The sequence below is a fragment of the Colwellia sp. MB3u-8 genome (genome assembly GCF_014076985.1).
GTDB lineage: Bacteria > Pseudomonadota > Gammaproteobacteria > Enterobacterales > Alteromonadaceae > Cognaticolwellia.
In genome coordinates this window covers 334225-357467 of the sequence record NZ_JACGVA010000059.1, presented here as the reverse complement: position 1 = coordinate 357467, position 23243 = coordinate 334225, and the positions used below count along the sequence as shown (strand labels likewise).

Annotated in this window: 18 protein-coding genes; 3 read left to right on the top strand and 15 right to left on the bottom strand. The window is 38.7% G+C overall.

The genetic code is table 11. The features are described from left to right. Window positions 1–15 precede the first annotated feature (15 nt). The gene (locus H4J54_RS08245; protein WP_182190400.1) at window positions 16–1341 is read left to right on the top strand and encodes an aspartate aminotransferase family protein; all 1326 of its coding nucleotides are present in this window, start codon (window positions 16–18) and stop codon (window positions 1339–1341) included. Between the two features lie 321 nt (window positions 1342–1662). Here the strand turns inward: H4J54_RS08245 and H4J54_RS08240 are convergent, their stop codons facing one another. Then, window positions 1663–2532: an MYG1 family protein gene (locus tag H4J54_RS08240; RefSeq protein WP_182190399.1), complete on the bottom strand. Its 870-nt coding sequence runs from the start codon at window positions 2530–2532 to the stop codon at window positions 1663–1665. A gap of 280 nt (window positions 2533–2812) precedes the next feature. Continuing rightward, entirely contained in the window at window positions 2813–3595 is a 783-nt protein-coding gene (locus H4J54_RS08235) for a phytanoyl-CoA dioxygenase family protein (RefSeq protein WP_182190398.1), read from the bottom strand. Window positions 3596–4015: 420 nt separating this feature from the next. Between H4J54_RS08235 and H4J54_RS08230 the strand changes: the two genes are divergently transcribed. Further along, window positions 4016–5299, top strand: a complete 1284-nt coding sequence (locus tag H4J54_RS08230) for a lytic murein transglycosylase (protein WP_182190397.1) — start codon at window positions 4016–4018, stop codon at window positions 5297–5299. A 141-nt stretch (window positions 5300–5440) separates the two neighbouring features. Here the strand turns inward: H4J54_RS08230 and H4J54_RS08225 are convergent, their stop codons facing one another. The 11 genes from H4J54_RS08225 to H4J54_RS08175 form a co-directional block, all read right to left on the bottom strand. Continuing rightward, a complete protein-coding gene (locus H4J54_RS08225; RefSeq protein WP_182190396.1) occupies window positions 5441–6781 on the bottom strand; it encodes an OprO/OprP family phosphate-selective porin in 1341 nt (446 codons plus the stop codon). Continuing rightward, entirely contained in the window at window positions 6778–8877 is a 2100-nt protein-coding gene (locus tag H4J54_RS08220; protein ID WP_182190395.1) for an ATP-binding protein, read from the bottom strand. The genes H4J54_RS08225 and H4J54_RS08220 overlap by 4 nt, the downstream gene beginning before the upstream one ends. A gap of 14 nt (window positions 8878–8891) precedes the next feature. Continuing rightward, window positions 8892–9701: a phosphate/phosphite/phosphonate ABC transporter substrate-binding protein gene (locus tag H4J54_RS08215; protein WP_182190394.1), complete on the bottom strand. Its 810-nt coding sequence runs from the start codon at window positions 9699–9701 to the stop codon at window positions 8892–8894. Between the two features lie 63 nt (window positions 9702–9764). After that, window positions 9765–10856, bottom strand: a complete 1092-nt coding sequence (locus H4J54_RS08210; protein ID WP_182190393.1) for a sensor histidine kinase KdpD — start codon at window positions 10854–10856, stop codon at window positions 9765–9767. Window positions 10857–10861: 5 nt separating this feature from the next. Continuing rightward, on the bottom strand, window positions 10862–11461 hold the full coding sequence (locus tag H4J54_RS08205; RefSeq protein ID WP_182190392.1) for a response regulator: 600 nt from the start codon (window positions 11459–11461) through the stop codon (window positions 10862–10864). Between the two features lie 271 nt (window positions 11462–11732). Beyond that, window positions 11733–12626, bottom strand: a complete 894-nt coding sequence (locus H4J54_RS08200; protein WP_182190391.1) for an HD-GYP domain-containing protein — start codon at window positions 12624–12626, stop codon at window positions 11733–11735. Window positions 12627–12663: 37 nt separating this feature from the next. Beyond that, window positions 12664–13035 carry a response regulator transcription factor gene (locus H4J54_RS08195; protein ID WP_182138094.1) on the bottom strand — a complete coding sequence of 124 codons (372 nt, stop codon included), beginning with the start codon at window positions 13033–13035 and terminating at the stop codon, window positions 12664–12666. An 18-nt stretch (window positions 13036–13053) separates the two neighbouring features. After that, window positions 13054–16368 (bottom strand): PAS domain S-box protein, encoded by a 3315-nt coding sequence (locus tag H4J54_RS08190; RefSeq protein WP_182190390.1) that lies wholly within the window; start codon window positions 16366–16368, stop codon window positions 13054–13056. 73 nt (window positions 16369–16441) lie between these two features. Further along, window positions 16442–17071: a hypothetical protein gene (locus tag H4J54_RS08185; protein ID WP_182190389.1), complete on the bottom strand. Its 630-nt coding sequence runs from the start codon at window positions 17069–17071 to the stop codon at window positions 16442–16444. Window positions 17072–18042: 971 nt separating this feature from the next. Continuing rightward, on the bottom strand, window positions 18043–19170 hold the full coding sequence (locus H4J54_RS08180; protein WP_182190388.1) for an aminotransferase class V-fold PLP-dependent enzyme: 1128 nt from the start codon (window positions 19168–19170) through the stop codon (window positions 18043–18045). Window positions 19171–19752: 582 nt separating this feature from the next. Next, window positions 19753–20289, bottom strand: a complete 537-nt coding sequence (locus H4J54_RS08175; RefSeq protein ID WP_182190387.1) for a hypothetical protein — start codon at window positions 20287–20289, stop codon at window positions 19753–19755. Window positions 20290–20638: 349 nt separating this feature from the next. Here H4J54_RS08175 and H4J54_RS08170 point away from each other — a divergent pair, with 349 nt between their 5' ends. Beyond that, window positions 20639–21181 (top strand): TrmH family RNA methyltransferase, encoded by a 543-nt coding sequence (locus H4J54_RS08170; protein ID WP_182190386.1) that lies wholly within the window; start codon window positions 20639–20641, stop codon window positions 21179–21181. A gap of 114 nt (window positions 21182–21295) precedes the next feature. Here H4J54_RS08170 and H4J54_RS08165 read toward each other — a convergent pair whose 3' ends face one another. After that, window positions 21296–21766 carry a DUF1499 domain-containing protein gene (locus H4J54_RS08165; protein WP_182190385.1) on the bottom strand — a complete coding sequence of 157 codons (471 nt, stop codon included), beginning with the start codon at window positions 21764–21766 and terminating at the stop codon, window positions 21296–21298. Between the two features lie 209 nt (window positions 21767–21975). Further along, a complete protein-coding gene (locus tag H4J54_RS08160) occupies window positions 21976–23202 on the bottom strand; it encodes an FAD-dependent monooxygenase (protein ID WP_182190384.1) in 1227 nt (408 codons plus the stop codon). Window positions 23203–23243 lie beyond the last annotated feature (41 nt).

The window sequence follows — 23243 nt, the reverse complement described above, 5'->3', positions numbered from 1 at the left end:
TGATTGGAACCTCTTATGACCAAAAAAAACAAACCCAATAGTACCCAAATGCTCAAAAGAGCCCACACCAATATGCCGTTAGGTGTTGCCGATAGCTACCGTTATTGGGGAGAAGAAAATACCGTATTTTTGAGTAGCATGAAAGGCTGCACAGTGACCGATTGCGACGAGCAAACCTTTGTTGATTTTCGTTTAGCCTACGGCCCTATTATTTTAGGCTATCGTGATGAACGTGTTGATAACGCCGTTATTAATGCCATTACTGAGGTTGGTACTATTTCTGGCTTTTCAACCGGGCTTGACTCTGACGTGGTTGAGTTAGTGAAATCACTTTGTCCTAACATAGACAAAATGCGTTTTGCCAATTCAGGTACTGAAGCAGTTATTGGTGCTGTGCGCACCGCTAGGGGTTATACCCAGCGCAATAAAATTGTCGTGGTTGAAGGCGGTTTTCATGGGCTACATGATGAAGTTATGTGGAAATCTGACGTGGATAACTGGGATGCTGACGATATAAACTCGCCTGAAATTATTCCTTTTGGCGCCGGCATTCCACAAAGCACCCGCGAACATCAAGTGAGTGTGCCGCTCAACGATTTTAATGCCCTTGACGCTGTATTTGCCGAACATGGTGATGACATAGCCGCCATTTTAATTGAACCTATTATGGGCAATTGTGGCTCTATTGCATCAACGCAAGGGTACATGCAAAAACTACGTGATATCTGTGACGCCAACGGCGCTTTACTGATTATGGACGAAGTAAAAACGGGTTTTCGTGTCGCTAAAGGTGGCGTTCAAGCCTTATATAATATCCACGCCGATATTACCACTTACGCTAAAGCCATGGGCAATGGTTATCCTGTCGCTGCTTTTGGTGGCAAAACCGAGGTAATGGGCGCTATTTCTTTTGACAAAAATGGGGTAACTCATGGCGGAACTTATACCGCTAACATGGTGGCATTAAGTGCGGCAAAAGCAACATTAACGATACTCAAAGAAACCGATGCGCTTGAAACTATTGACCATGTAGGGCAAAAAATTCAAACCTTACTTTCTCGTGTTTTTAGCAAGTTTGATATTGAACATTGTTTTGCCGGCCCAAATGCTATGTTTGGTGTCCATTTTGGCGCCAAAGTACCGCAAAACTATCGTGACTGGAAAAAAACTAACAGCGATTTATATACGCAATTCGCGCTTAATTTAATCGACAATGGTGTGATGTTAGAGCCTGATTCACGCGAACCTTGGTTTATTTGTGAAGCTCACCAAACAATAGACTTTGTTTGGTTAGAACAAGTAGCAGAGCAATCTATGCAAGCCGCTATTAACGCGCAGTAAATGCCTTTTAACGACCTAGCAAAAAAGCGCTAAGGTAGATAATGGCCCTGTAATAAAGCACAAGAAGTAAATCCTTGCTCAACTGTATTTAAGCTAATTAATTTACCTTAAATACAGTTAATACCAATTTCATTAATTAGGTGGTCTACTTTATACGCAGGAAAAATGGCCAAATATAAGGAATTTATTTAATAACTAGTTGTTCTAATTATTAAATAAATAACGCAGTAGTGGGTTATTTTAACCAGTAAAAATGATCAGTTAATTAGTGAGATTGGTATAACTTAACCTCTTAATACTTGAGGTTAATAAGCACTAGGCTTATTCTGCTAGTGCTATAGCGGCCATTTTCATCACACTTTCAAGCGATTGTGCACCGGCAATAAATAAACCATTATGACAAAACATAGCGTCATCAATACCGCTGACGTCTTGTAGTGCTTGATCCGCTAAACCCGCCCATGCTTTAGGCAATGGCTTGCGATCTTCAAATGAGCCTAGCTCAACCGGTACCGTTTGAATTCTAAAGGGTCCAGAGCCCGACGGATAAATCACATACAAGGCTTCTTTAGATAGCGTGTGAACAGTTGTTTTCCAAGGCGTGTATTTTTCTAATACGATAACCCTTGGGTCTGCTGCCTTCTCAACAGCTTTCGCCACAATTGATTTAGCATTAATGCCGCCGCTTGCAGAAGCAATAAAACGGGCTAAAACTCGCGAGGCAAACTCTACCGCTTCATCAAAACAAAGATCAAAATGACTTTCTTCTTGCCACGTTGGGTTAAACATTGAAATAGTTTGGCTCAGGCTAATACCGGTTGCAACCCCTTGAACATGGCCACAATCAATCGCGTCTATGGTTGATACCAAACCTGTATCAAGCGACTTAGCAACATCTGCATCGCCTTGGCATATTTCTAGACCATATTTTTGCCAAATCAAACCAAATGAAGAATAAGGAATACCATTTTCACGTTCACCTGCGCCGCCACGTTGATGATGATCAAAGCGGCCTGCATCTGGATTATATTCACCACCTACATCAATCACAATGTCAGCCTTGGCAATAACGGCTAAATCTCGTGTGCGTATAAGAGTAAAAGCAGGAAGAATGCTTTTAAGTGCAGCGATACTGAAAACATCATCCGCATGAAAATTACCGTTATGAGTTACTATTGTTTTATCATTCATTGTTTGTTTCATGCCGTTTTAGAAGAAATAGGAAGTTGCTGAGCGTTAACGCTTACTTTTTTGCAAGTCGCTAAAAAGTAAGGGCCGAATTCTATCTGAATACCACTGATAACAACAGCTAACTTTCACGCCATTAGTAGTGCATGACGGCGAGTAAATTAAAAGTTACCCGTTAAGCTCTGACCTTAAGTGCCTACTGAACTCACACTGCACTCGCACTGAACTCGCACTGAATTAGCACTGAATTAGCACTGAACAGCTAAGGGTATTTTTTAAAATATCAGCCGTTCGACTTTAAGTTAAGGGTATTAATAAATAACCTGGGATCGTCAATTTTATCCAGCATTAAGCTATCAGGCAAACAATCGTCATCAACATAATCTGCAAAATCTCCTGCTGAATCAAACACTAAAATATCTAACGCTAATCGCTCTAATCCGTATAAACCACGGTGGATCATATCAGCCGAAAAAACTAACAAATCACCCGCCGCTAGCTTAATTTTTTCACCACTAGCAAGGTCGTCACTACTAACACTGCCTTTTTCTTCTTGGCGGACATTAAATTCTTCATCATTATCCCAGCGCTTATGAGTACCCGGCACGAGTTCCATGCCAAGTTCATCAAATAATGGCACACGAAGATGTAATACTTGTGTCTGCTCTATAGCAAGCTTTTGCCCTGCAACATCATGATCATATTGACAATCTCGATGCCAAAAATCTTTTTGCTTGGGATTAACTGGATTAAAAAATAATTGCGTATTCATAAAGGCAGGATTATTCGCGACAATCGCCTCGACAACCTTCATGATTTTTTTTGAACTGATAAAATTAAACAGCTGCACCCTATCATCAAAGGCTAAATACTCACTGCCAGTAATTAACGAAGAGTTGAAAGCCTCCTCCTGATAAAATTTTGCATTGTCTTGTTGCCATAACTGATGAAACTTTAATACCACGGCTCTAAGCTCTGCAATTTCAGCCACCGTGAAATAATTTCTAATAACAAAATAACCTTGCTGATCATAATTGCGCTGCAATTGACTCCTATTTTCTACCATGAACTGACATTGCCTTTAGATTAAGATTAGAACTGTATTTCCCAGCCTGATATACCACAAGGCTATATCAAGCTATATCAGATAATTTGTGGCTAACATTACTAGCCTTATGCAGGGAGAAATGACTCAGGGTGAAATTATACCAATTCTATTAAATTAATGCCCTATTCTGTCAATAATATAAAGCACCCTTCTTAACTCACTTAGCTTGCCCATTTGAGCTTTATTTTATTGTTTGGCGTCAGAGTGCCGCAACTAACAAAGGCCGTTAAACGCCCTTTATTTTAGCCTAGTTATTTGGGCTCACCGGCGTGCTTAAGTGAATTTCTTTACTTTTATTTTTATTTTTTCAATCTAACGATGGTATTATATTTTTCAGTTTCGTTTTCAACTTTACTTTGAGCTAAGGCAGCTTCATTCATGAACTCATCAAACCCTTTTGTTAAACAAAGTGTTAATTTTTTTAGTTATCAAAAATTAATCATCATCTGTCTACTTTTCCCTATGCTAGCCAATGCCACGATTGCCGATGAAAATTTTCTCCAGTGTAAAGTTAATTTAGCGCAACGTGCTGAAAAAGCAGGATTTTCTACTTATATTACTGAAACGGTTATTGATAATATCTCCCCCATTAAGCGCGTTATTGCGTTAGATAAAAAACAACCTGAGTTTACACAAACCTTTGAGCAATATATTAAGGCCAGAGTGAGTGCTTATCATCTTAGTGTCGGTAAAGAAAAGTTAAAAAATAACAAAGCGTTATTTGATCAGTTAGAAAAAGAATACGGTATTCCTCGCCAATATTTAGTGTCTTTTTGGGGCTTAGAAACTGTTTTTGGCAAGCACAAAGGTAAAATGTCGGTATTGAATGCCTTGGCAACCTTAGCTTGTGATCAACGCCGTAGTGAGTTTTTCACCCTAGAATTATTAAACTTATTCACCTTAATAGAGCGTAAGCAGGTCTCTGTTGAGCAACTAAAAGGCTCTTGGGCCGGTGCTATGGGTCATATGCAGTTTATGCCAACCGCATTGTTAAAATATGCGGTGGATGGTGACAATGACGGCAAAGTAGATATTTGGCAAAGTGAGGTTGACGCTTTAACCACAGCGGCTAATTACTTAAATAAAATAGGTTGGCAATCGAAAGAGCGTTGGGGCAGAGAAGTTAAATTACCGAAAAACTTTGCCTTTGATAAAGTCGCTTTTGATCAATATTACCCGCTTAATTATTTTCAGCAGTTAGGTGTTCAACAAACTAACCAGCAAGCCTTACCCGCTTATGATATTCAGGCTGAGCTTTATCTGCCCTCAGGCCATAAAGGGCCGGCATTTTTACTCTACCCTAATTTCAATGTCATTATGACGTGGAATCTTTCAAAAAGTTATGCGTTATCCGTTGGCATATTAGCTAATAAATTAGTTGGCGCTAAAGGCATAGAATTTTTTAACAAAGCACAAACGCAGATCAAACCCTTTAGTGTTGTCCAAATGAAAAACCTCCAAAGCCAACTCAATAGCTTAGGGTTTAAAACAGGTAAACCAGATGGTATTTGGGGGCCTAAAAGTAGAGATGCCATTCGCTCATTTCAACTACAACATCAACTGATTGCTGATGGATATCCAAATCAGGAGCTTTTTTCAACTATTGAGTTAGTGATCAGTAAAACTGAGCCGGTAACGCCAAGTATTAATCAAGAGAGTTAATTCGTGTCATAAACACACATCAGAAAAATAAGGCTTGCGATTGCCTTTGTATATCGCAAGCTCTGGCCAAACGAGCTTGCCGACTTAGTTGTTGGCTTAACGCAAGCACTAGCCAAACTTATATTAAGCAGTAAAATTCGATTAAAATGCCCATTGGCTTCTCAGCTGAATTATATCAGGATGAACAGATTCAAGAGGGCCGCCATTGACCTGTAAAACATTAATATAGTTAGCTGAAAATCTTATGGTCGAAGTGGCAAACCAATTAACACCTAAAGTTAAACTCTTGGCTGCACCACCCATAATATTTTGGTCATTTAAATTAATAGTACTGTAACGTAAGCCAAGTTCCCAAGCACCTATACCACCATTACCCACACTAGAGTTAGGTGTTATCTTGCCAAACTTACCTTGTCTATATTGACGTGATTCACCGGTTAATAGATAGCCGGTTTGAATATACCAACTATTAAAAGCCAAACTGGGAGCACTATAGCGGCTAACCGATGCAGTGACATATTCTGATTGAACAGAGAGTGGCCCTGATACCATCGCAACTTCCAAGCCATATTTTGAATGAAAATCTACCTTGGCTATATTGCCAGTATCGACGATATTAATACCCGACACATTACTTTCAGGCTGTTGCTTAAAACGCAATATAGCGACCTCGCCTGCATCACGATAATTTGCTGATACTGCCAAATGCAGTAAGGAACCTTTACTATTAATCGGTGCATAGGTAACTCGGCTACCCAATCCCCAGCCTTCGTCCTTTTCTTTGCCTACTGTTTGTACGGCTTCTCCAAATAATCCAGCGGATGCTGTCCAATTTTTTCTATTGGTAAATACCATAGCTCCTATATGACGCCCAGTGTTAAGACCGTTGGTTAGTGAGCGCTCCATAAATAAGTTATAGTTTGCATTCATTTGAAATTGTAGACTGAAGGGGTCTTTCATATTACCGACTCTGACTGACATTGCATCTAGGCCTTGATATTCAACAAATGCATCAGCAATACCTTTAATTTCACCCGTTGCAAAGTCATATTCAAACTTATAAGCCCAGTCATGATACATCTTTCCTTGCAATGACATACGAGCCCGCCTGATTTTAGTACCATCACCCATGGTGTTATTGTCATTTTTATAAGCGGTGGCATCGGCCATAACACGTGCACCAATTTTTGTTGTAAAAGCACCATCAGGTGTTTTAACGCTTACAGCGCCCTTTACTGACACCTCAACATCAGACGATTTTTTCGCTTGTAGCCGTTGTTTATCTAAGCTTATGACTTGTTGGTTATTTTTTATCTTACGCTCTCCTAGCTCAGCTTGTAAGCGAGCGTACTGAGCATCACTGATAGTGCCATTTTGATGCAGCATATCTATCAGTGTTTCAATTTCTGAACTGGCCTGAGCCGCTGGCCCAGTTAATAGGAACAACATACTAATAAGTCTTAATATATTTAGTTTCATCATAAGACCTTATCTAGCTTAGCGTGATTCATGATTATATTAGGCAGCCAAAGCGTTACAATTGTGCCTTGTCCAATGGTACTTGTTATTTCAAATCGTCCTTTGTGCATATTTATCAGGTCTTTAACTAAGCTTATGCCCAATCCTGTGCCCGGTATATTTCCAGAGGTATCAACTCTGTAGAACCGCTCACCTACATGGGATAATTGTTCTGCTGTCATTCCTATGCCGTTATCTTCAATTATCACCCCAAATTCTGATGTTTCTTCTGTTACTTTCATTGTGGTGGAAACTTTCACTACCGAGCTGTTTGGAGAATATCGGTATGAATTATTCAATATGTTAGAGATAATCTGACGTATTTTAGATGAGTCAAATGCAACAAGGGGCCAGTATTTGGGCTGCTGTAAGTCGATAGTATGAAAGTTATCACTGCCAGAAAATTCGTCACAGAGTTCAGTTAGCGTGATCTTTAAGGTGTCTTGCACCATATCAAGCATACCCGGCGTTTTATTTTCTATACTGGCAACATCGATTAAATCATCCACTATCTGTTTGAGACGCTTTGATTGTTTATTGATACTTCCGGCCATTTCTTTGGTTTTTTCTGGGCCATAATTGCAAATAGTTAACAGTTCACTAAAACCCATGACACTGGCTAAAGGAGTGCGAAGTTCATGGGCCGCAGACGTTAAAAACTCACTTTTCATTTTATCTACTATGGTTTCATGCGTAATATCAACAAAAAATAATATCTCTGAAGAGTCGACATCAGTTTTATCTATTTTTTGTCGAGAGACACGTAATATTTTTTCTACCGGTAATTTTAAATACAAAATATTTTCAGTGTATAACTCGTCTAATAGTTTCATATCTTTATGCTGTTCATGGTCCATTGATTTAGCTATTACGCCCTTAAAACATTCCCAGTCATGATCATTTAAACACTCTGTTACTAACGAAAACATGGAGTAGAAGGCTGGATTCACATATGAAATAGACAGATCTTTAGCAAGAATTAAAAAACCATTGGGACTTAAGTTAAATACCGCTTCTAGTTCAACTTTGAGCTGATTTATAGTCGTTAGATCCCGTATTACACCAACAATATAGTCTTGATTATTGAACTCCATGCCACTTGAATGAATTTCTAAGGGGATTTTTTTCCCCTTAGAGGTAACGCCATTAACACGCTGTACATGTCTAACTGTCGATGATTCTATGTCACATAAATGCAGTTCAGGAATAAAATCGAACATACTCTGGCCAATAATATCTTGTTCTTGATAACCAAAAAGAACATAAGTCGTTCTATTCATAGAGTGAACTACACCGTCTAAACTGATCATGAAAATAGCATCTGTCGCGGTATTCATGATGGCATCCATGCGAGCATTATCAGATTTCAACGTCTGAGTGACTGCTGAAATTTTAGTCGACATCAAATTAAAAGCCCGCGATGCATCTGTTAGCTCATCATTACCTGCAAGAGGAATTTGCAAACCTGTTTCACCTTGAGACATCTTGACCGCCGCCTCTTGTAATAATATAAGGCGTTTGGTTAGTGTTATGCCAAGCAGCAATGAAAACAGCCCGACAAATATCAGTTCTATTAGCGCTATGGTCGTTAAGCTCTGTGTTGCTGCTTTAATTATGGCCTTCTGCTCTGCTAAAGAAAGTCCAACTTCCACACGGCCAAATCGATAACCTTCAACAAATATCTCTGAAAAGGCATCAAAACTTTGGTCTATTTCACTTTCAGCGATAGAGTTATCAGCCTTGAATTTACGGTCTAAAAAAGCTTGCTCACCTCGCTCGGCTAATACTCCATCTAAACCTCGTATCTTAATATAAAGAATATTTGAGGTTATCATTGCTGAGTCTACAATGGATTCTAGTGTGGCAATATCTTCAGAAACAACCGCGTCTACTGATGCTGTCGCTAATAATGTAGAAATGTTGTTTGCACGTTCTTTGATGTTAAATTCAATGGTTTCATATAAAATTGAGCGACTTTGTAATACCAATATCAATAGAAAAAACGTTTCGATAAGTGCGATACCCATAATGGTTTTTGTTTTGAATGATAATTTAAACATGGTATGAGTTTCTTTTATTGTTTTATTATCTTGATGTTGAGTGCCCTAACATCATCCCAATCACTATCAGTACTTTTAACAATACCGGTATTAAAACCTAACTTGCTAAGTATATTTTTGCCTTCTTCTTGCTCATTTAACGACACTAAAGCGTTTTGAATCTTGACTGCAGTTTCAGGACTTATTGTTGAGCTTACAGCGAAAGCATGCGGTGTATAGCCCTCTGAGCGCCATATTATCTTTAATTTATTTGACAGCGCTTTAGGCAAAGTAGATAAGGTGCGAACAATACCGCCCCCGGCCACAAATAAACCTTTAGCAACAGCGGCATAGACAGAGTCATGAGAAGACACATACCTTGGCGTGAAAGCTACATTACGCAGGGTTAAGTTGGCTTGTGGCAGCACGGTTGCGGCGAATGCAGCAGGAGCAGGAAAGGCAATTTCTGCTTTCTCTAACATAGCTAGATTTGATATTTCACTGTCACTGGCTACAACAATAATGCCCTGAATACGCTTATCTTTTTGTCTTGCAATCGCTCGCAAACCTATAGATTTGCTGAATAGCGTATAGTGATATGGATTTAAGTAAACAATGTCATACCTGCCCGCCGCTACGCGTTTTTCAAATTCTGGAATAGTAGGTGCGGTGGCAAAACGAATATTTTCACCTGTTTTTGTGGACAAAAACATTGCCAATGGCACCCATACTTTAGCCAAACTTGAAGCCGATTGTTGCGGTACTACGCCTAAGCTGAATACTTTTTCCGCTTGGGCCATAGGGGTAGCAAAAACGATTGTTAATAATATTATGATCTTTTTCATATCAAAAAACCTTGATTTTTAAAGGATGAGTATCTTTTAGGATAGTGGCATAACGCTTTAAGTTTATGACTTGTCTCTGTTCATCAGTAAAGCCATATCGCGAGCATATAGTTGTGATTGGCGTATATCGAAATCATTACTCGACGATTTCTCACCACCGGTCGGCAATTCAATATGAAATTGTACGGCATTTTTTATATTGACATTTTTTATATTGCCGCCATGATTTTTAATAATGGTTTTAGCTAAGCTTAATCCAATACCTAGACCTTGATTGCTAGATTCCTCTTTATCACCGCCACCTATGAAAGGTTCAAATAATGTGTTTTTTACTTTTGGGGAAATTCCTCGTCCAAAATCACGAATAGTTATATGGGCAAAATGACTAGTTTGCTTAAGCTGCAAATGAATTTCACTGCCCTTATGACTATGTTCAATACTGTTTTGCACACATTCTGTAATGGCACGTTTTAGCCAGCCAAAACTACCGTATAAATTACCAATAATCTCGCCTTTTTGCTTGAGTCTAATAACAATATTTTTACTGGCGCTCATTTCGCTAAGTGAGTTAATGGCGCTACGAGTCACTTCAACCAGGCTTATACGTTCTTTGTTACGCATGGGGTCATCACCATAAGTTTCGGACAACTCAAGCAGCTTTTCCATTTTGGTTGTGACTTCTTTAGCACTGTTAATGGTTAATTCAATCAGAGCATCAAGATTTTTTTCCTTGATTTCGTCTGTATTAAGCCGCTCAGAAAGAAAAAATGCTCCCTCTGTAAAGGCTTGCATAGGGGTACGTAATTCATGATCAATCAGTTTAAACATGTTATCTTGTAGTCCCTTATACTTTACTCTTTCAAGCTCCTTTCTAATATATAGACAAAACATATTTTCATCATGAAAGATAAACGTATGGTTGTTGTTTTCAACCTGCCCAATGCCATTTAACTTTATGTCTTTTACTTGCTCTATTTCACTCGTGTGCATTTCAGCTACGGCTTCCATAACACTGTTATCGGCTATTTGATTACCAACCACAACACCTTCAAAACCTAATTTTTTTAAATTACTAAAAAATACCTTACCTGTTATATCAAACATCACAATGCCATCGCTAAGTTGGGATAAAAGTTTAACAAATAATTTATTCATAGTGATTAGCTACTTAACAGTGTTTTACATTGCTGACTGATGATTTTTTCAATTTCATCAAATGGAATGGGTTTAGTAAAAATAGGTATCCCTGCCGGTAAGCCACCTTTTTGAGTAATCTCTGCTTTTGATAATCCTGATACCGCCATAACCACCATGTCGTTAAATTCTTCCATTTTCGCTAGGCTTTTTAACATATGAATACCATTTACATTGGGCATTTGAATATCGGTAATAATAATATCAGGCTTCCATGCGCCTATTTGTATTAAGCCCTGAAAACCATCGATAGCTGTTTGTAAAATAATAGGTAAATTCCAACCTTCAATAGTCATTTTATACAACATAATTAAATCAGGCTCATCTTCTATCACTAAAACACGAACTAACTTGTGATCGACAGCAGGGTTAGTCTCTTGCTTAAGTTCAGCCTTAAGCGCTTCAATATCCTCTAGATTAAAGCGCCTGTGCCCACCTACTGTCTTCCAAGCCTTTAATATCCCTGAGTCTGACCAAAGCTGAATCGTACGTGTTGTTACCTCTAACAAACTAGCGGCTTGCTTTGAGGTACAGTGTTTCAATTTTAAATCAGTTGCTTGATACATGTAATTGCACTCCTTTCTATTTATTCCGTATTTTCCGCATTTTCCGTATATATAAAATATATACTAAGCACTAACAAGAGTCAACTCTGCAGAGTGACGTCTGGTTAAAACAACCCAAGACTGTGTTGCTAAAATTTAGCTGCTATCAAATTTTTTTGTGTTATCTATCGTTGAGATAAAACTGTTAATTTATAACAGTTTCGTTGGTGAGGAGATCTACTTTATAGGCGAAAAAACCAAATATAAAAACGCTTACAGGCTCAAATAAAGCTTAATTTTCCTTATTAATTCTATTGCGTTCATTAATAAGGTCATTACTCACAGAGAAAAAAGCTTTAACAACCTTGGGATCAAAATGAGTGCCGCTGCTTTCTTTCACCATAGCAAGTGCTTTTTCATCAGAGAATGCCGGTCGATAGCATCTATCCATGGTTATAGCATCAAAAAAATCTGCCAAAGCAACAATGCGGGCACTTAAAGGAATTTGCTCACCCTGCAGATTTGAGGGGTATCCGCTACCGTCAAATTTCTCATGGTGTGCTAAAGCGACTTCTTCCGCCATTTGTAAAACAGGAACGTCTGAACCACTTAAAATATTAGCGCCATACTCGGGGTGCTTACGCATTAATGCCCATTCTGCTTCAGTTAATTTACCCGGTTTTTTCAAGACATCATCAGGTACACCTATTTTTCCTATATCGTGCATAGGGCTGGCTTGCTCAAGTAGATTACAGTATTTTTCATCTTGACCATAAGCACGCGCAATGATTGAAGAAAAACGGCTCATTCTAAGGATGTGTGCGCCGGTATCGTCATCTTTAAATTCTGCCGCTCTCGCTAAACGTCTTATAGTATCAAGATGAGATGATTCAAGCGCTTGATATGATTTTTCTTTTTGCTCTATCAAAATCATAAAATCATGATTAAATCGCTCTAATTGTTTATAGGCGGCATTTTTTTCATTTTCATTCATTACTGCTATATCGCGCTCAGCAAGTAGTTTTTGAATATCTTGTGCATAACGAAAAAGCTGAGCTTGTAAGTCTTCTTTTTCTGTCTCCATGACTTTAACAAGGTCCCAGACAAGATTTATGTCTGTTGGCTTTGCAGCAAGTTTTTTAACAAGCGAATCCATTTCATTACCCATAAAATGATGAACTGACATTTGATTATTCTCTATTAACTATTAGATATATTTATAGTTAAGTTAATGCACTATTAACTTTTTGTATTAATTCCAATGGACTAAAGGGTTTAACAAGGTAGCTGTCTGCCCCAACACGTTCTCCTTCTTCAAGGTCAGATTTTTGCCCTCGCGCTGTTAACAACATTACATATGGAATTTTTACACTACTGTCTTGTTTTAGTTGTTCGCAGACCTGATAACCATCAACTTCGCCAGGCATCATTACGTCTAGAATAACTAAGTCGGGTTGGATCACTTTGGCTAATGCCAATGCACGTTGGCCATCTTCTGCTTCATGTAATTCGTAATCACCAAAATCAAGCGTCATTCGGACTAATTTTCTTAATTCACCTTGATCGTCAACAATTAAAATTCTTTTTTGACTCATAGTTCATTCCTCAAGCTATTAATTTTTAACCATGGGTAACCACACGGTTACCACCATTCCCTTTTCGTTATCACTTGCAAACTCAACCTCTCCAGCGTGAATCGAGACAATTTCTTTAACCAATGACACACCTAAACCTGTACCTGGTGTTGCACCCGAGTCGTCTGCTCGATAAAACCGCTCTCCAATACGAGAAAGTTGTTTAGGTGTCATGCCTATACCGTTATCGATAATGCTAACACCGAACTGCCTAATGCCATTTTTTTCTCTTTCACTTGTTTCTAATCGTACTTTTTCATTTTCAGGAGAATATTTAAAGCTATTACTTAACAAGTTATTAAATACTTGACGCATTTTATCAATATCGCAAGAAATTACCGGCCAACTTCCGGTTGACTTGACCTCAACTTTACGGCCCTTAAATGCACCTTCTGCTTCAAGACATGACTGTTCTACAAGTTCTTTAAGCGAATGATTATCCATATAAAAATCTTTTCCCGCTCTTGCCTCTATACGTGATAAATCAAGTAGTTCATCTAATAACTTTTTTAGATTTAATGACTGACGGTGAATAGTTTCAAAAATTTCATGTGACATTTTTTTATCATAATCACGATTCATTAATAATTCAGAAAACCCATAGATACTGGCTAGTGGTGTGCGTAGTTCATGAGCCGCTGTTGATAAAAAATCACTCTTCATCTTATCAACTTCAGTTTCATGAGTTACGTCCCTGAAATACAGTACTTGGCCTTCTTTTTCACCCGTCAAGCCATGCATTGTTCTTTGCTTACAGTTAATAATGCGTACCGTCGGACGTGAGAGATAAATGGTATGTTCACAATCTTCGTTGCCAATAATATTGGTATATTCCATCAGCTCTGAATTATATAAACTTGCCATTGCGTCACTAAAAATTTTAGCACTTTTACCAATAAACTTATCTTCTGTAAACCCGGTCATGTTTAATAAAGCGGGGTTAATATAAACAATATTATTGTTGGCATTTTCTAAAACAAATCCATCTGGACTTAAGGTTAATATGGTATCTAATTCACGCGTACGCTCTTTTACTTTTTTTTCCATTTCAGAACGATAACTATCAAGCTCAGTAATATCTTGACCTACCCCAACGACACCAACAGCTTCCCCATTCGCATTACGTCGGGTGGTGGCATTGAGTAGCACCAAGACCGGATTGTTCTCTTTTGTATAAAGTGGAAACTCGAAGTTAGAGGTTTCCACGCCTTTTAAGGCTTTTTGTAATACTTGGTTTACTGACTCACGATAATCTTCTGTGATCAATTCTTTTACCAGGTTTTTACCCAGTACTTCATCCGCTTGGTAGCCAGTAATAGCCGCTGACTTTTGATTCCATTGGTTGACATTACCTTGAGCATCAACACCAAAAATAGGGGCATTGGCGGTATCCATAAATATGGTTAATTCCTGAGCTACACGTTCCCTTTCAGAACGATAACTGTCTAACTTTATTTGAAAAGCGAGTTCTTTGTTAGCCAGAATTAACTCGTGTTCCCACTTATCTTTCTCTTCGTGAACAAGGACTAATTCATTGGCTCGCTTTTCTTTTTCTTCGTTGGCAAGAATTAACTCCTCAGCCCGTTTATCTTTCTCTTCATTGGCAATAACTAACTCATCTGCACGCTTATCTTCTTCTTCGTTTTGAAAGGCTAGTTCTTTATTAGCGAGGACTAATTCATTGGCGCGTTTTTTTTTCTCTTGGTTGGCAACAATTAACTCTGCAGCCCGTTTGTCTTTCTCTTCATTTTGAAAGGCCAATTCTGTGTTGGCAAGAATGAGTTCTTCAGCCCGTTTGTCTTTCTCTTCATTTTGAAAGGCTAGCTCTGCGTTGGCGAGAATTAATTCATCGGCACGTTGTTCTTTTTCTTCTTTGGCAAGAATGAGCTCTTCGGCCCGCTTGTCTTTCTCTTCGTTTTGAAAGGCTAGCTCTGCGTTGGCGAGAATTAATTCATCGGCACGTTGTTCTTTTTCTTCTTTGGCAAGAATGAGCTCTTCGGCCCGTTTGTCTTTCTCTTCATTTTGAAAGGCTAGCTCTGCGTTGGCAAGAATTAATTCATCGGCACGTTGTTCTTTTTCTTCTTTGGCAAGAATAAGCTCCTCAGCCCGTTTGTCTTTCTCTTCATTTTGAAAGGCTAGCTCTGCGTTGGCGAGAATTAATTCATCGGCACGTTGTTCTTTTTCTTCTTTGGCAAGAATGAGTTCTTCAGCCCGTTTGTCTTTCTCTTCGTTTTGAAAGGCCAGCTCTGCGTTGGCGAGAATTAATTCATCGGCGCGCTGTTCTTTTTCTTCTTTGGCAAGAATGAGCTCTTCGGCCCGCTTGTCTTTCTCTTCGTTTTGAAAGGCTAGTTCTTTGTTGGCAAGGACTAATTCATCAGCGCGTTTTTCTTTTTCTTCTTTGGCAAGAATGAGCTCTTCGGCTCGCTTGTCTTTCTCTTTATTTTGAAAAGCTAGCTCTGCGTTGGCGAGAATCAGTTCATCAGCACGTTTTTCTTTTTCTTGATTTTGAAAGGCCAGTTCTGTGTTGGCAAGCACTAATTCATCCGCTCGTTTTTCTTTCTCTTGGTTGGCAAGCGTTAATTCATCTGCCCGTTTATCTTTTTCTTGATTGGCTAGAAGCAGCTCTTCAGCCCGCTTGTCTTTCTCTTGATTGGCTAGAAGCAGCTCTTCGGCACGCTTGTCTTTCTCTTGATTGGCAAAAATCAGCTCTTCAGCGCGTTTATCTTTCTCTTGGTTAGCAAAAATTAACTCTTCAGCTCGCTTGTCTTTCTCTTGGTTAGCTAAAATTAATTCTTCGGCCCACCTGTCTTTCTCTTCATTTTGAAAGGCTAGCTCTGTATTGGCCAGCGTTAATTCCTCTGCACGTTTTTCTTTCTCTTGGTTGGCAAAAATTAATTCTTCGGCCCGCTTGTCTTTCTCTTGGTTGGCAAAAATTAATTCTTCGGCCCGCTTATCTTTCTCTTGATTGGCAAGAATTAACTCTTCAGCCCGCTTGTCTTTCTCTTGATTGGCAAGAATTAATTCCTCGGCCCGCTTGTCTTTCTCTTGGTTAGCTAAAATTAACTCTTCGGCCCACCTGTCTTTCTCTTCATTTTGAAAGGCCAGTTCTGTGTTGGCAAGCGTTAACTCCTCTGCGCGCTTTTCTTTCTCTTGGTTGGCAAAAATTAATTCTTCGGCCCGCTTATCTTTCTCTTCATTTTGAAAGGCTAGTTCTTTGTTAGCGAGGACTAATTCATTGGCTTTTTTTTCTTTCGCTTCGTGTCGATTATGTTTTTGATCATTATCTTTAAACATAAATAGTCCTAGTTATTTTTAGTAAACAATCAATTAAATGAGAAGGTAAATTTAAACTCTAAATACAACAGTGCTATTTTTTAAAAAGTCCCCGTAAAAAATCAAGCTCTTCATTGACTAAAATTAATTCATTGGCGCGCTTATCTTTCTCTTGATTAGCTAACACTAATTCATTGGCACGCTTATCTTTCTCTTGATTAGCTAGCACTAATTCATCGGCGCGCTTATCTTTCTCTTGATTAGCAAGTACTAATTCATTGGCGCGCTTATCTTTTTCTTGATTAGCTCGTACTAATTCATTAGCGCGCTTATCTTTTTCTTGATTAGCTAGTACTAATTCATTAGCGCGCTTATCTTTCTCTTGATTAGCCAGCACTAATTCATTGGCGCGCTTATCTTTTTCTTGATTAGCTCGTACTAATTCATTGGCGCGCTTATCTTTTTCTTGATTAGCTCGTACTAATTCATTAGCGCGCTTATCTTTTTCTTGATTAGCTCGCACTAATTCATTGGCGCGCTTATCTTTCTCTTGATTCGCTAGCACTAATTCATCGACAAGCTTATCTTTTTCTTGATTAGCTAACACTAATTCATCAATACGCTTATCTTTCTCTTTATTTTGCAAGGCCAGTACTTTGTTAGCGAGGACTAATTCACTGGCTTTTTTTTCATTCACTTTGTTTTGATTATGCTGTTTATCCATATTTCCCAAGGTAAATGGTCCTCATCATCTTTATATTTTAGTAAAAAATTGCCTGAATTCAAGAGGAAATACCCATGATTAAATTCAGCCTAAAAACTTCAATATCGTCTCAATTAAAGCGACGGTGATCATTGATGTATAACAATTTTTCAATAAATCTGATCCTGACCACGATGGTGTCGTGCATGTTGTAAACGACTAACCTGGATTAATTGGCAGTATTTTAGTTTCAACTCCGTCATTTAAGGAGATTAATAGTGGCTCTGAATTTTACGATTGTTCCGACTTTTATGGTTATTCCGATTTTTCCGTATGTTCTGACTTTTCCGTCTAAGTCAAAATTACGCTAAATAAATACAGCAGTCAACTCTATATATTAACAGTAAGCACAATCAATCAAGATTTAACAGCTGATTAACGAAGAAACCTCAGCTAAGAAACATTAAAAAATAAAGCTAGGCATAAGTTCACAGATGGCTCAAAAAAATTGTGCGGTTATTACTCAATAAAAAGCCTAACTAAACGGCGTTTGGGAAATAAATCGTGGATAAATTAGGCATATCATATAATAGTGAGATTTATTATTTTACCGAAAGAATCACTCAAATATTGACGATTGAGCGTAGTGGCCTTACCTGATATCACTAAACTCAAATCGTTAAGCTGAACATTTTTTGCAATAGCTTACGTTTCGTCATCACTTACAGCTCAAGGTTTAAGAACAAGCCTAGATGATCAATGGGCATAAAGCAGCTTGCTAAGGTCAGCAAAGGTTTGAACTGATATTTAAACGCTATACTGGTTTGCTTGTGGCTAATATTGACTATGAATATCTAAGTAAATCAAATTGAATTAAGTTGATTTTTCTGACTAATTTAGTTCAAGGTTAATACCACACTGCTGGACGGCTTGCCATCAATACCATGGATAAATACATGACAAGCGCCCGAAGTTCATACTACAAGATATGTCTATAAGAGACGTGTCAACGCTTGTTCTAGTTGAGCAACAGTTCGGTCAATATTATGCAGTTTTTCTAAACCAAACAAGCCAATACGGAAAGTTTTAAAATCAGCACGCTCACCTACTTGTAATGGCACGCCAGCGGCAATCTGTAAACCAACAGCGGCAAATTTCTTACCGTTTTGAAATTCATCATCACTGGTAAAGCTTACGATCACACCGGGTGCAGTAAAGCCTTCAGCGGCGACACTGTTAATGCCATGTTGAGTCAGTAATGCGCGAACACGTTGACCTAAATCAAGTTGTTCTTGGCATACTTTGTCAAAACCATAGCGTTTGGTTTCTTGCATAATATCTCTAAAACGCGTCAAGCTATCCGTTGGCATAGTCGCGTGATAGGCATGACCTCCATTTTCATAAGTTTCCATGATTTGTAACCATTTCTTCAGATCACAAGCAAAACTATCACTGGTGGTTGACTCTATCTGTTGGCGCGCCAGCTCACTGAGCATCACTAAACCACAGCAGGGTGAGGCACTCCAACCTTTTTGTGGCGCACTAATCAAGACGTCGACACCGGTTGCTTGCATGTCTACCCAGATAGTGCCCGACGCAATACAATCAAGCACCATAATACCACCCACTTGGTGCACGGCTTTTGCCATCGCTTGAATATAGTCATCAGGTAACATGATACCGGCGGAGGTTTCTACATGCGGTGCAAACACGACATCAGGTGATTCAGCTAAAATAGTGGCCACTACGTCGGCTATCGGTGGCGGAGCAAATGGTGCTTGGGCGTCATCACGGGTTTGTTGCGCTTTTAATACGGTTTCGCTGCTAGGGATATCTCCCATTTCAAAAATTTGGCTCCAGCGATAACTGAACCAGCCATTACGAACGACCAAGACTTTTTTGTTACGCGCAAACTGACGAGCAACGGCTTCCATACCAAAGGTGCCACTACCAGGAACGACAATAGCGCTATGGGCGCGGTAAACGGATTTTAGATCGGCAGAAATATCTTGCATGACCTGCTGGAATGAACCAGACATATGGTTCAAGGAGCGATCGGTGTAAACAACGGAATATTCTAATAATCCATCAGGGTCAATATTGGGTAACAATCCAGGCATATCAGGCTCTCTTAGTAATTATTTATAGCATGATATTGCCGTATATTGCGCTAGCTATCAATGCATTTTACAGAAAGTTGCTGTTAGAGAAACCTCGAAAAAATAACTGAACACTCGCTAAGTTTTACAGCGACAGCATGACTACAAAGCGTTAAGTGGATAAAATTTTCACTATTAGGATAAAATAAAAGCCGTGGCTATAAATAAAGGCCCGCCAATGAAAATATTTACTTAAAGATAGCAATTAAAAGCTAATTTGAAAGCTAAGGTATAATCACCTTGTCTGCGTTTACTGATGAGTCTGTGGGATTTTTTTATTATAAGGTCCTCAATGTTAAACATATGTCAGGACGGGACAGGTAATGATTAAAAGCCTGTCAATAACTCTGCCCCTATTGATACTACACCCATTGATAGTAGCCTCTACAGCACCCTCGATAGCAAAGCTCAACATTTGGCAAAAAAATTAAATGACCAAAGTCAGCCAAATTAATGGCTGAACATAGAGTTAGCAAGGGCTGCTTAGTCATTATACACTTCAAATACTGAGTATTCCCCTTTGTATAATCAAGCGTTTAAACCTTACTGAGTGAGTGTTACAGAGCCACCTACTACCTCAAAATTATTTTGACCAAATTTAGCTAGAGATGGGCAGTTGTTTATTACGCCCCTTAACACAATAAAACCACCGGGTTCAACGCCGGCATAAATGCCGGTGCCAGCGACAATATGTAATGTTTCTTCAACCTCAAAAGGTATGATACCTGCGCCGTTTTCACAAGTGGGATCACCTGTATAAACCATGGTGACCGTGTCATTTGCTGTATAAAAGACACCTGTGCGCTCTTTGTTCACAAAAGTATGATTTATGGTGAAATCAGCATTCAAAAGTCCTTTACTAATACCTTTTAAAACCAATTTATCACGGCCAGAACCTGATCCTCTAATGGGTTTTAACACGACTCTAAACTTACCTAACTGCTCGAGATGAGAGACAGAAAATGTTTCTGAAAAACCACGCTTGACATTGTATGTCACTGTATCATTAGTGTTTTCCACTGCTAAGGCAGAAAGACTATACATAGATAATAGCGCTACACTGATTAATAATTTTTTCATAATAATAATATCCTTTTGTTATTTATGTTTGAGCCCTTTTTGGGGTTAGGGATCTAAAAGTTGGAAATAATAATTAACGAAGAAAAGCCTTTTATTTTGACTGGTGTACAAATCCTAGTAGAGGGCTTGAGATTTTTCCATTAACAATGGATGTCTGGTTAATTTTCTTTTACTCCTTGATGTAAATTGGCTTATAAACATTAATTTGATCTTCGCTAGATAAAGTCGCACAATCCTCGGCTCAGCTATATGCTGAGAAATAGGGACCGTAGAGGAGGGAAAGCATCAGCACTTAGTCATAGTAAGTCGTCATAGTAAGTCGTCATAGTAAGTAATCAGAGTAGAAATCATGCATTCAAAAATACAACTTAGCAAAGAAGACCTTAGAATAAGCAAGCCAACTCGAGATGAGTACTTAACCAAGCCAAAAATCCCTTTGGTCGTGGTATTAGACAATGTCACTAATAGCTACAACATTGGCGCTTTTATTCGCTTGGCTGATGCGTTTGCTATCGACAAGGTTATTGTTTGTGGCGCGCTCACTATTTCAGATAAAAAGATGAAAAAAGCCTCTAGAAATGAAGCTAAATGGGTTTGCGTTGAATATAGCGATAATACCACCTCAAGTTTACAAATTTTATTGAATGAGGGTTATTCCGTTTACAGTGTTGAGCTATGCCATGAGTCAGTTGATTATACTGATGTGACTTATCCTGCTAAGTGTGTTTTAGTTTTAGGTAATGAACGTAAAGGCGTGAGTGAAGCCGCATTAAAACTCAGTCATCAACAAATACACATTCCCATGTTTGGTATGGGTAACTCACTGAATGTTTCAACCGCTGGCGCAATTGTTTTAGCCGAATGTGCTAATCAAATAAGAAAAAAACGATAAGGCTAACTGCTGTAAAAGCATGCTATTGATAGCCAAATACTGAAAAAATGTCGCAATCAATGGGGTCTGAATCCAATGACTCTGCCCCCATTGATACTCTGATCCCCATTGATATTACATTGATTCAGACCCGCTGATATTAAGTGTTTTAAATTTAAGTCGAATGGTTTCAATACGCTCTCGATTAACGTTAAAGTCTGAATAACCCACTCTAGAACCTGAGCGAATATGTATGCTGGTATCTTTAGACTTTGTTTCTGGGAAATAGAATTCTACATCATCAACAAAGCCAAACACTTTAGACGTAAACTCAGCCCTAACATAGCTATTTTCGGTCACTGTGACCTTTGAATTTTTTAATTCATTAACAATGCTCACAATATCGTTTTTGATTTCTAACCTCTTGCCCTTAATCATAATGGGCTTGATATAGTGTTTTTCATTATTTGAAAAGCTACTAACACAATTAGGTTTATCTGGACATTGGGTTAATTGCCCATTCTCAATACCTAGGTTTGGTGCTTTTACGGCACAACCCGTTAACAATATAAAACTTGTGAAAACAACTTGAGTGAGTTTATTCATTGTACAGAGCCCTTAAAATAATAGATTTATATAAAATAATAATAACGTTAAGCGCGCAAGTTAATCATAAGATTAAAAAGCCGATGACAAATATACGACTTAAAGCATAACGCTCTTCTTTTGAATCTATGAGCCGGTTAACTTACTCGATTTTATTATTTATTGTAGCACGCTAACGACATTGATTTTCTTAACCCTCTATTAAGTACCTATGACTCTGATCCCATTGATACTGGCCCCATTGATAACTGCTCAACGATATTATAGGCATAAATGGCGTCGAGCTTGTTCGCTGCGATTCTATCGCTAAGGCCAATACGGGATAGTCCTGAAACCAGTGCTAATTTGGCCTGTTCTATTGGCGAACTCATATGATACAAAGCGGCATTTTTACGCGCATTCAGTTGAATATTGCGGGTGCGCGGTAAACGTATATTTTGATAGCTTTGCAACGCGTTTTCAATATTGGCATCACGAGATAAACAATGTGCCAAGGCATAACTATCCTCAATGGCCATCGCTGCACCTTGAGCTAAAAATGGCAACATGGGATGGCATGCATCACCTAAAAGTGTGACCTTTCGATCTGACCATTTTTCAAGGGGTTTTCTGTCGAACAAAGCCCATAAAAAACACTGCTCTGTTGCGTTTAATAATTTGATTACCTCAGGATGCCAATCACTAAAAGTCTCGCGTAATTCATTGATATCACCGGGCTCATTCCACGATTCTTTTTGCCAATTTTTACGTTCTTGCACGGCAATAAAATTGATTAAGTCTCCGCCACGAAGATAATAGCTAACGAAATGTTTGCCCGGTCCTACCCATAGGTTGGCATTGGGTTTAATTAATCCTTTAGGGAGTTTACTTGCTTCGACCACACCACGCCAAGCGACTTGTCCAGTAAATTCAGCTGGTTTTTTGCCTAACATACAGGCTTGGATATTTGACTTGATACCATCTGCACCGATTAACAAGTCAGCTTCTATACTGTCATTGTTGTCAAATTGAATGGTTATATTTTTTCGGGTTTGCTGGTAATTTTGAATAGATTTACCTAAGTAAATAGTTACCTTCATATTGATACAGGCATTATATAGCGCCGTATGTAAATCAGCACGGTGAACATGCAGGTAATCCGCGCCATATTTTTGTCTGGCGTTATCACCCAAAGGCACAGTAAAGTATGGTTTGCCCGTTTTATAATGACGCATCACTGCTGCATCTGGACTAAAAGCCTTGGCTTTAACTTCGTCTGCTATACCAAGTGCTTGTAATACATGCATGGCATTAGGGCTAAGCTGTATGCCAGCGCCTACTTCGCCCACTTGAGGATTTCGTTCGTAAACAGTCACCTCAAATTTGTTTTTAGCCAATGCTAACGCGGCGCACAAACCACCAATACCAGCACCAGCAATAACAATTTTTTTACTCAAAATAATTATCCTAGGATCTAGACTTTCCTACCCCTCAGTGG

What these genes read in the sequence shown, in the direction of transcription:
- H4J54_RS08225 (WP_182190396.1), bottom strand. Translation starts at nt 6,781, where the DNA reads ATGATGAAACTAAATATATTAAGACTTATTAGTATGTTGTTCCTATTA.
- H4J54_RS08165 (WP_182190385.1), bottom strand. Translation starts at nt 21,766, where the DNA reads ATGAATAAACTCACTCAAGTTGTTTTCACAAGTTTTATATTGTTAACG.
- H4J54_RS08195 (WP_182138094.1), bottom strand. Translation starts at nt 13,035, where the DNA reads ATGAGTCAAAAAAGAATTTTAATTGTTGACGATCAAGGTGAATTAAGA.
- H4J54_RS08175 (WP_182190387.1), bottom strand. Translation starts at nt 20,289, where the DNA reads ATGAAAAAATTATTAATCAGTGTAGCGCTATTATCTATGTATAGTCTT.
- H4J54_RS08170 (WP_182190386.1), top strand. Translation starts at nt 20,639, where the DNA reads ATGCATTCAAAAATACAACTTAGCAAAGAAGACCTTAGAATAAGCAAG.
- H4J54_RS08180 (WP_182190388.1), bottom strand. Translation starts at nt 19,170, where the DNA reads ATGCCTGGATTGTTACCCAATATTGACCCTGATGGATTATTAGAATAT.
- H4J54_RS08200 (WP_182190391.1), bottom strand. Translation starts at nt 12,626, where the DNA reads ATGTCAGTTCATCATTTTATGGGTAATGAAATGGATTCGCTTGTTAAA.
- H4J54_RS08185 (WP_182190389.1), bottom strand. Translation starts at nt 17,071, where the DNA reads ATGGATAAACAGCATAATCAAAACAAAGTGAATGAAAAAAAAGCCAGT.
- H4J54_RS08230 (WP_182190397.1), top strand. Translation starts at nt 4,016, where the DNA reads ATGAACTCATCAAACCCTTTTGTTAAACAAAGTGTTAATTTTTTTAGT.
- H4J54_RS08205 (WP_182190392.1), bottom strand. Translation starts at nt 11,461, where the DNA reads ATGTATCAAGCAACTGATTTAAAATTGAAACACTGTACCTCAAAGCAA.
- H4J54_RS08190 (WP_182190390.1), bottom strand. Translation starts at nt 16,368, where the DNA reads ATGTTTAAAGATAATGATCAAAAACATAATCGACACGAAGCGAAAGAA.
- H4J54_RS08240 (WP_182190399.1), bottom strand. Translation starts at nt 2,532, where the DNA reads ATGAATGATAAAACAATAGTAACTCATAACGGTAATTTTCATGCGGAT.
- H4J54_RS08220 (WP_182190395.1), bottom strand. Translation starts at nt 8,877, where the DNA reads ATGTTTAAATTATCATTCAAAACAAAAACCATTATGGGTATCGCACTT.
- H4J54_RS08215 (WP_182190394.1), bottom strand. Translation starts at nt 9,701, where the DNA reads ATGAAAAAGATCATAATATTATTAACAATCGTTTTTGCTACCCCTATG.
- H4J54_RS08235 (WP_182190398.1), bottom strand. Translation starts at nt 3,595, where the DNA reads ATGGTAGAAAATAGGAGTCAATTGCAGCGCAATTATGATCAGCAAGGT.
- H4J54_RS08210 (WP_182190393.1), bottom strand. Translation starts at nt 10,856, where the DNA reads ATGAATAAATTATTTGTTAAACTTTTATCCCAACTTAGCGATGGCATT.
- H4J54_RS08245 (WP_182190400.1), top strand. Translation starts at nt 16, where the DNA reads ATGACCAAAAAAAACAAACCCAATAGTACCCAAATGCTCAAAAGAGCC.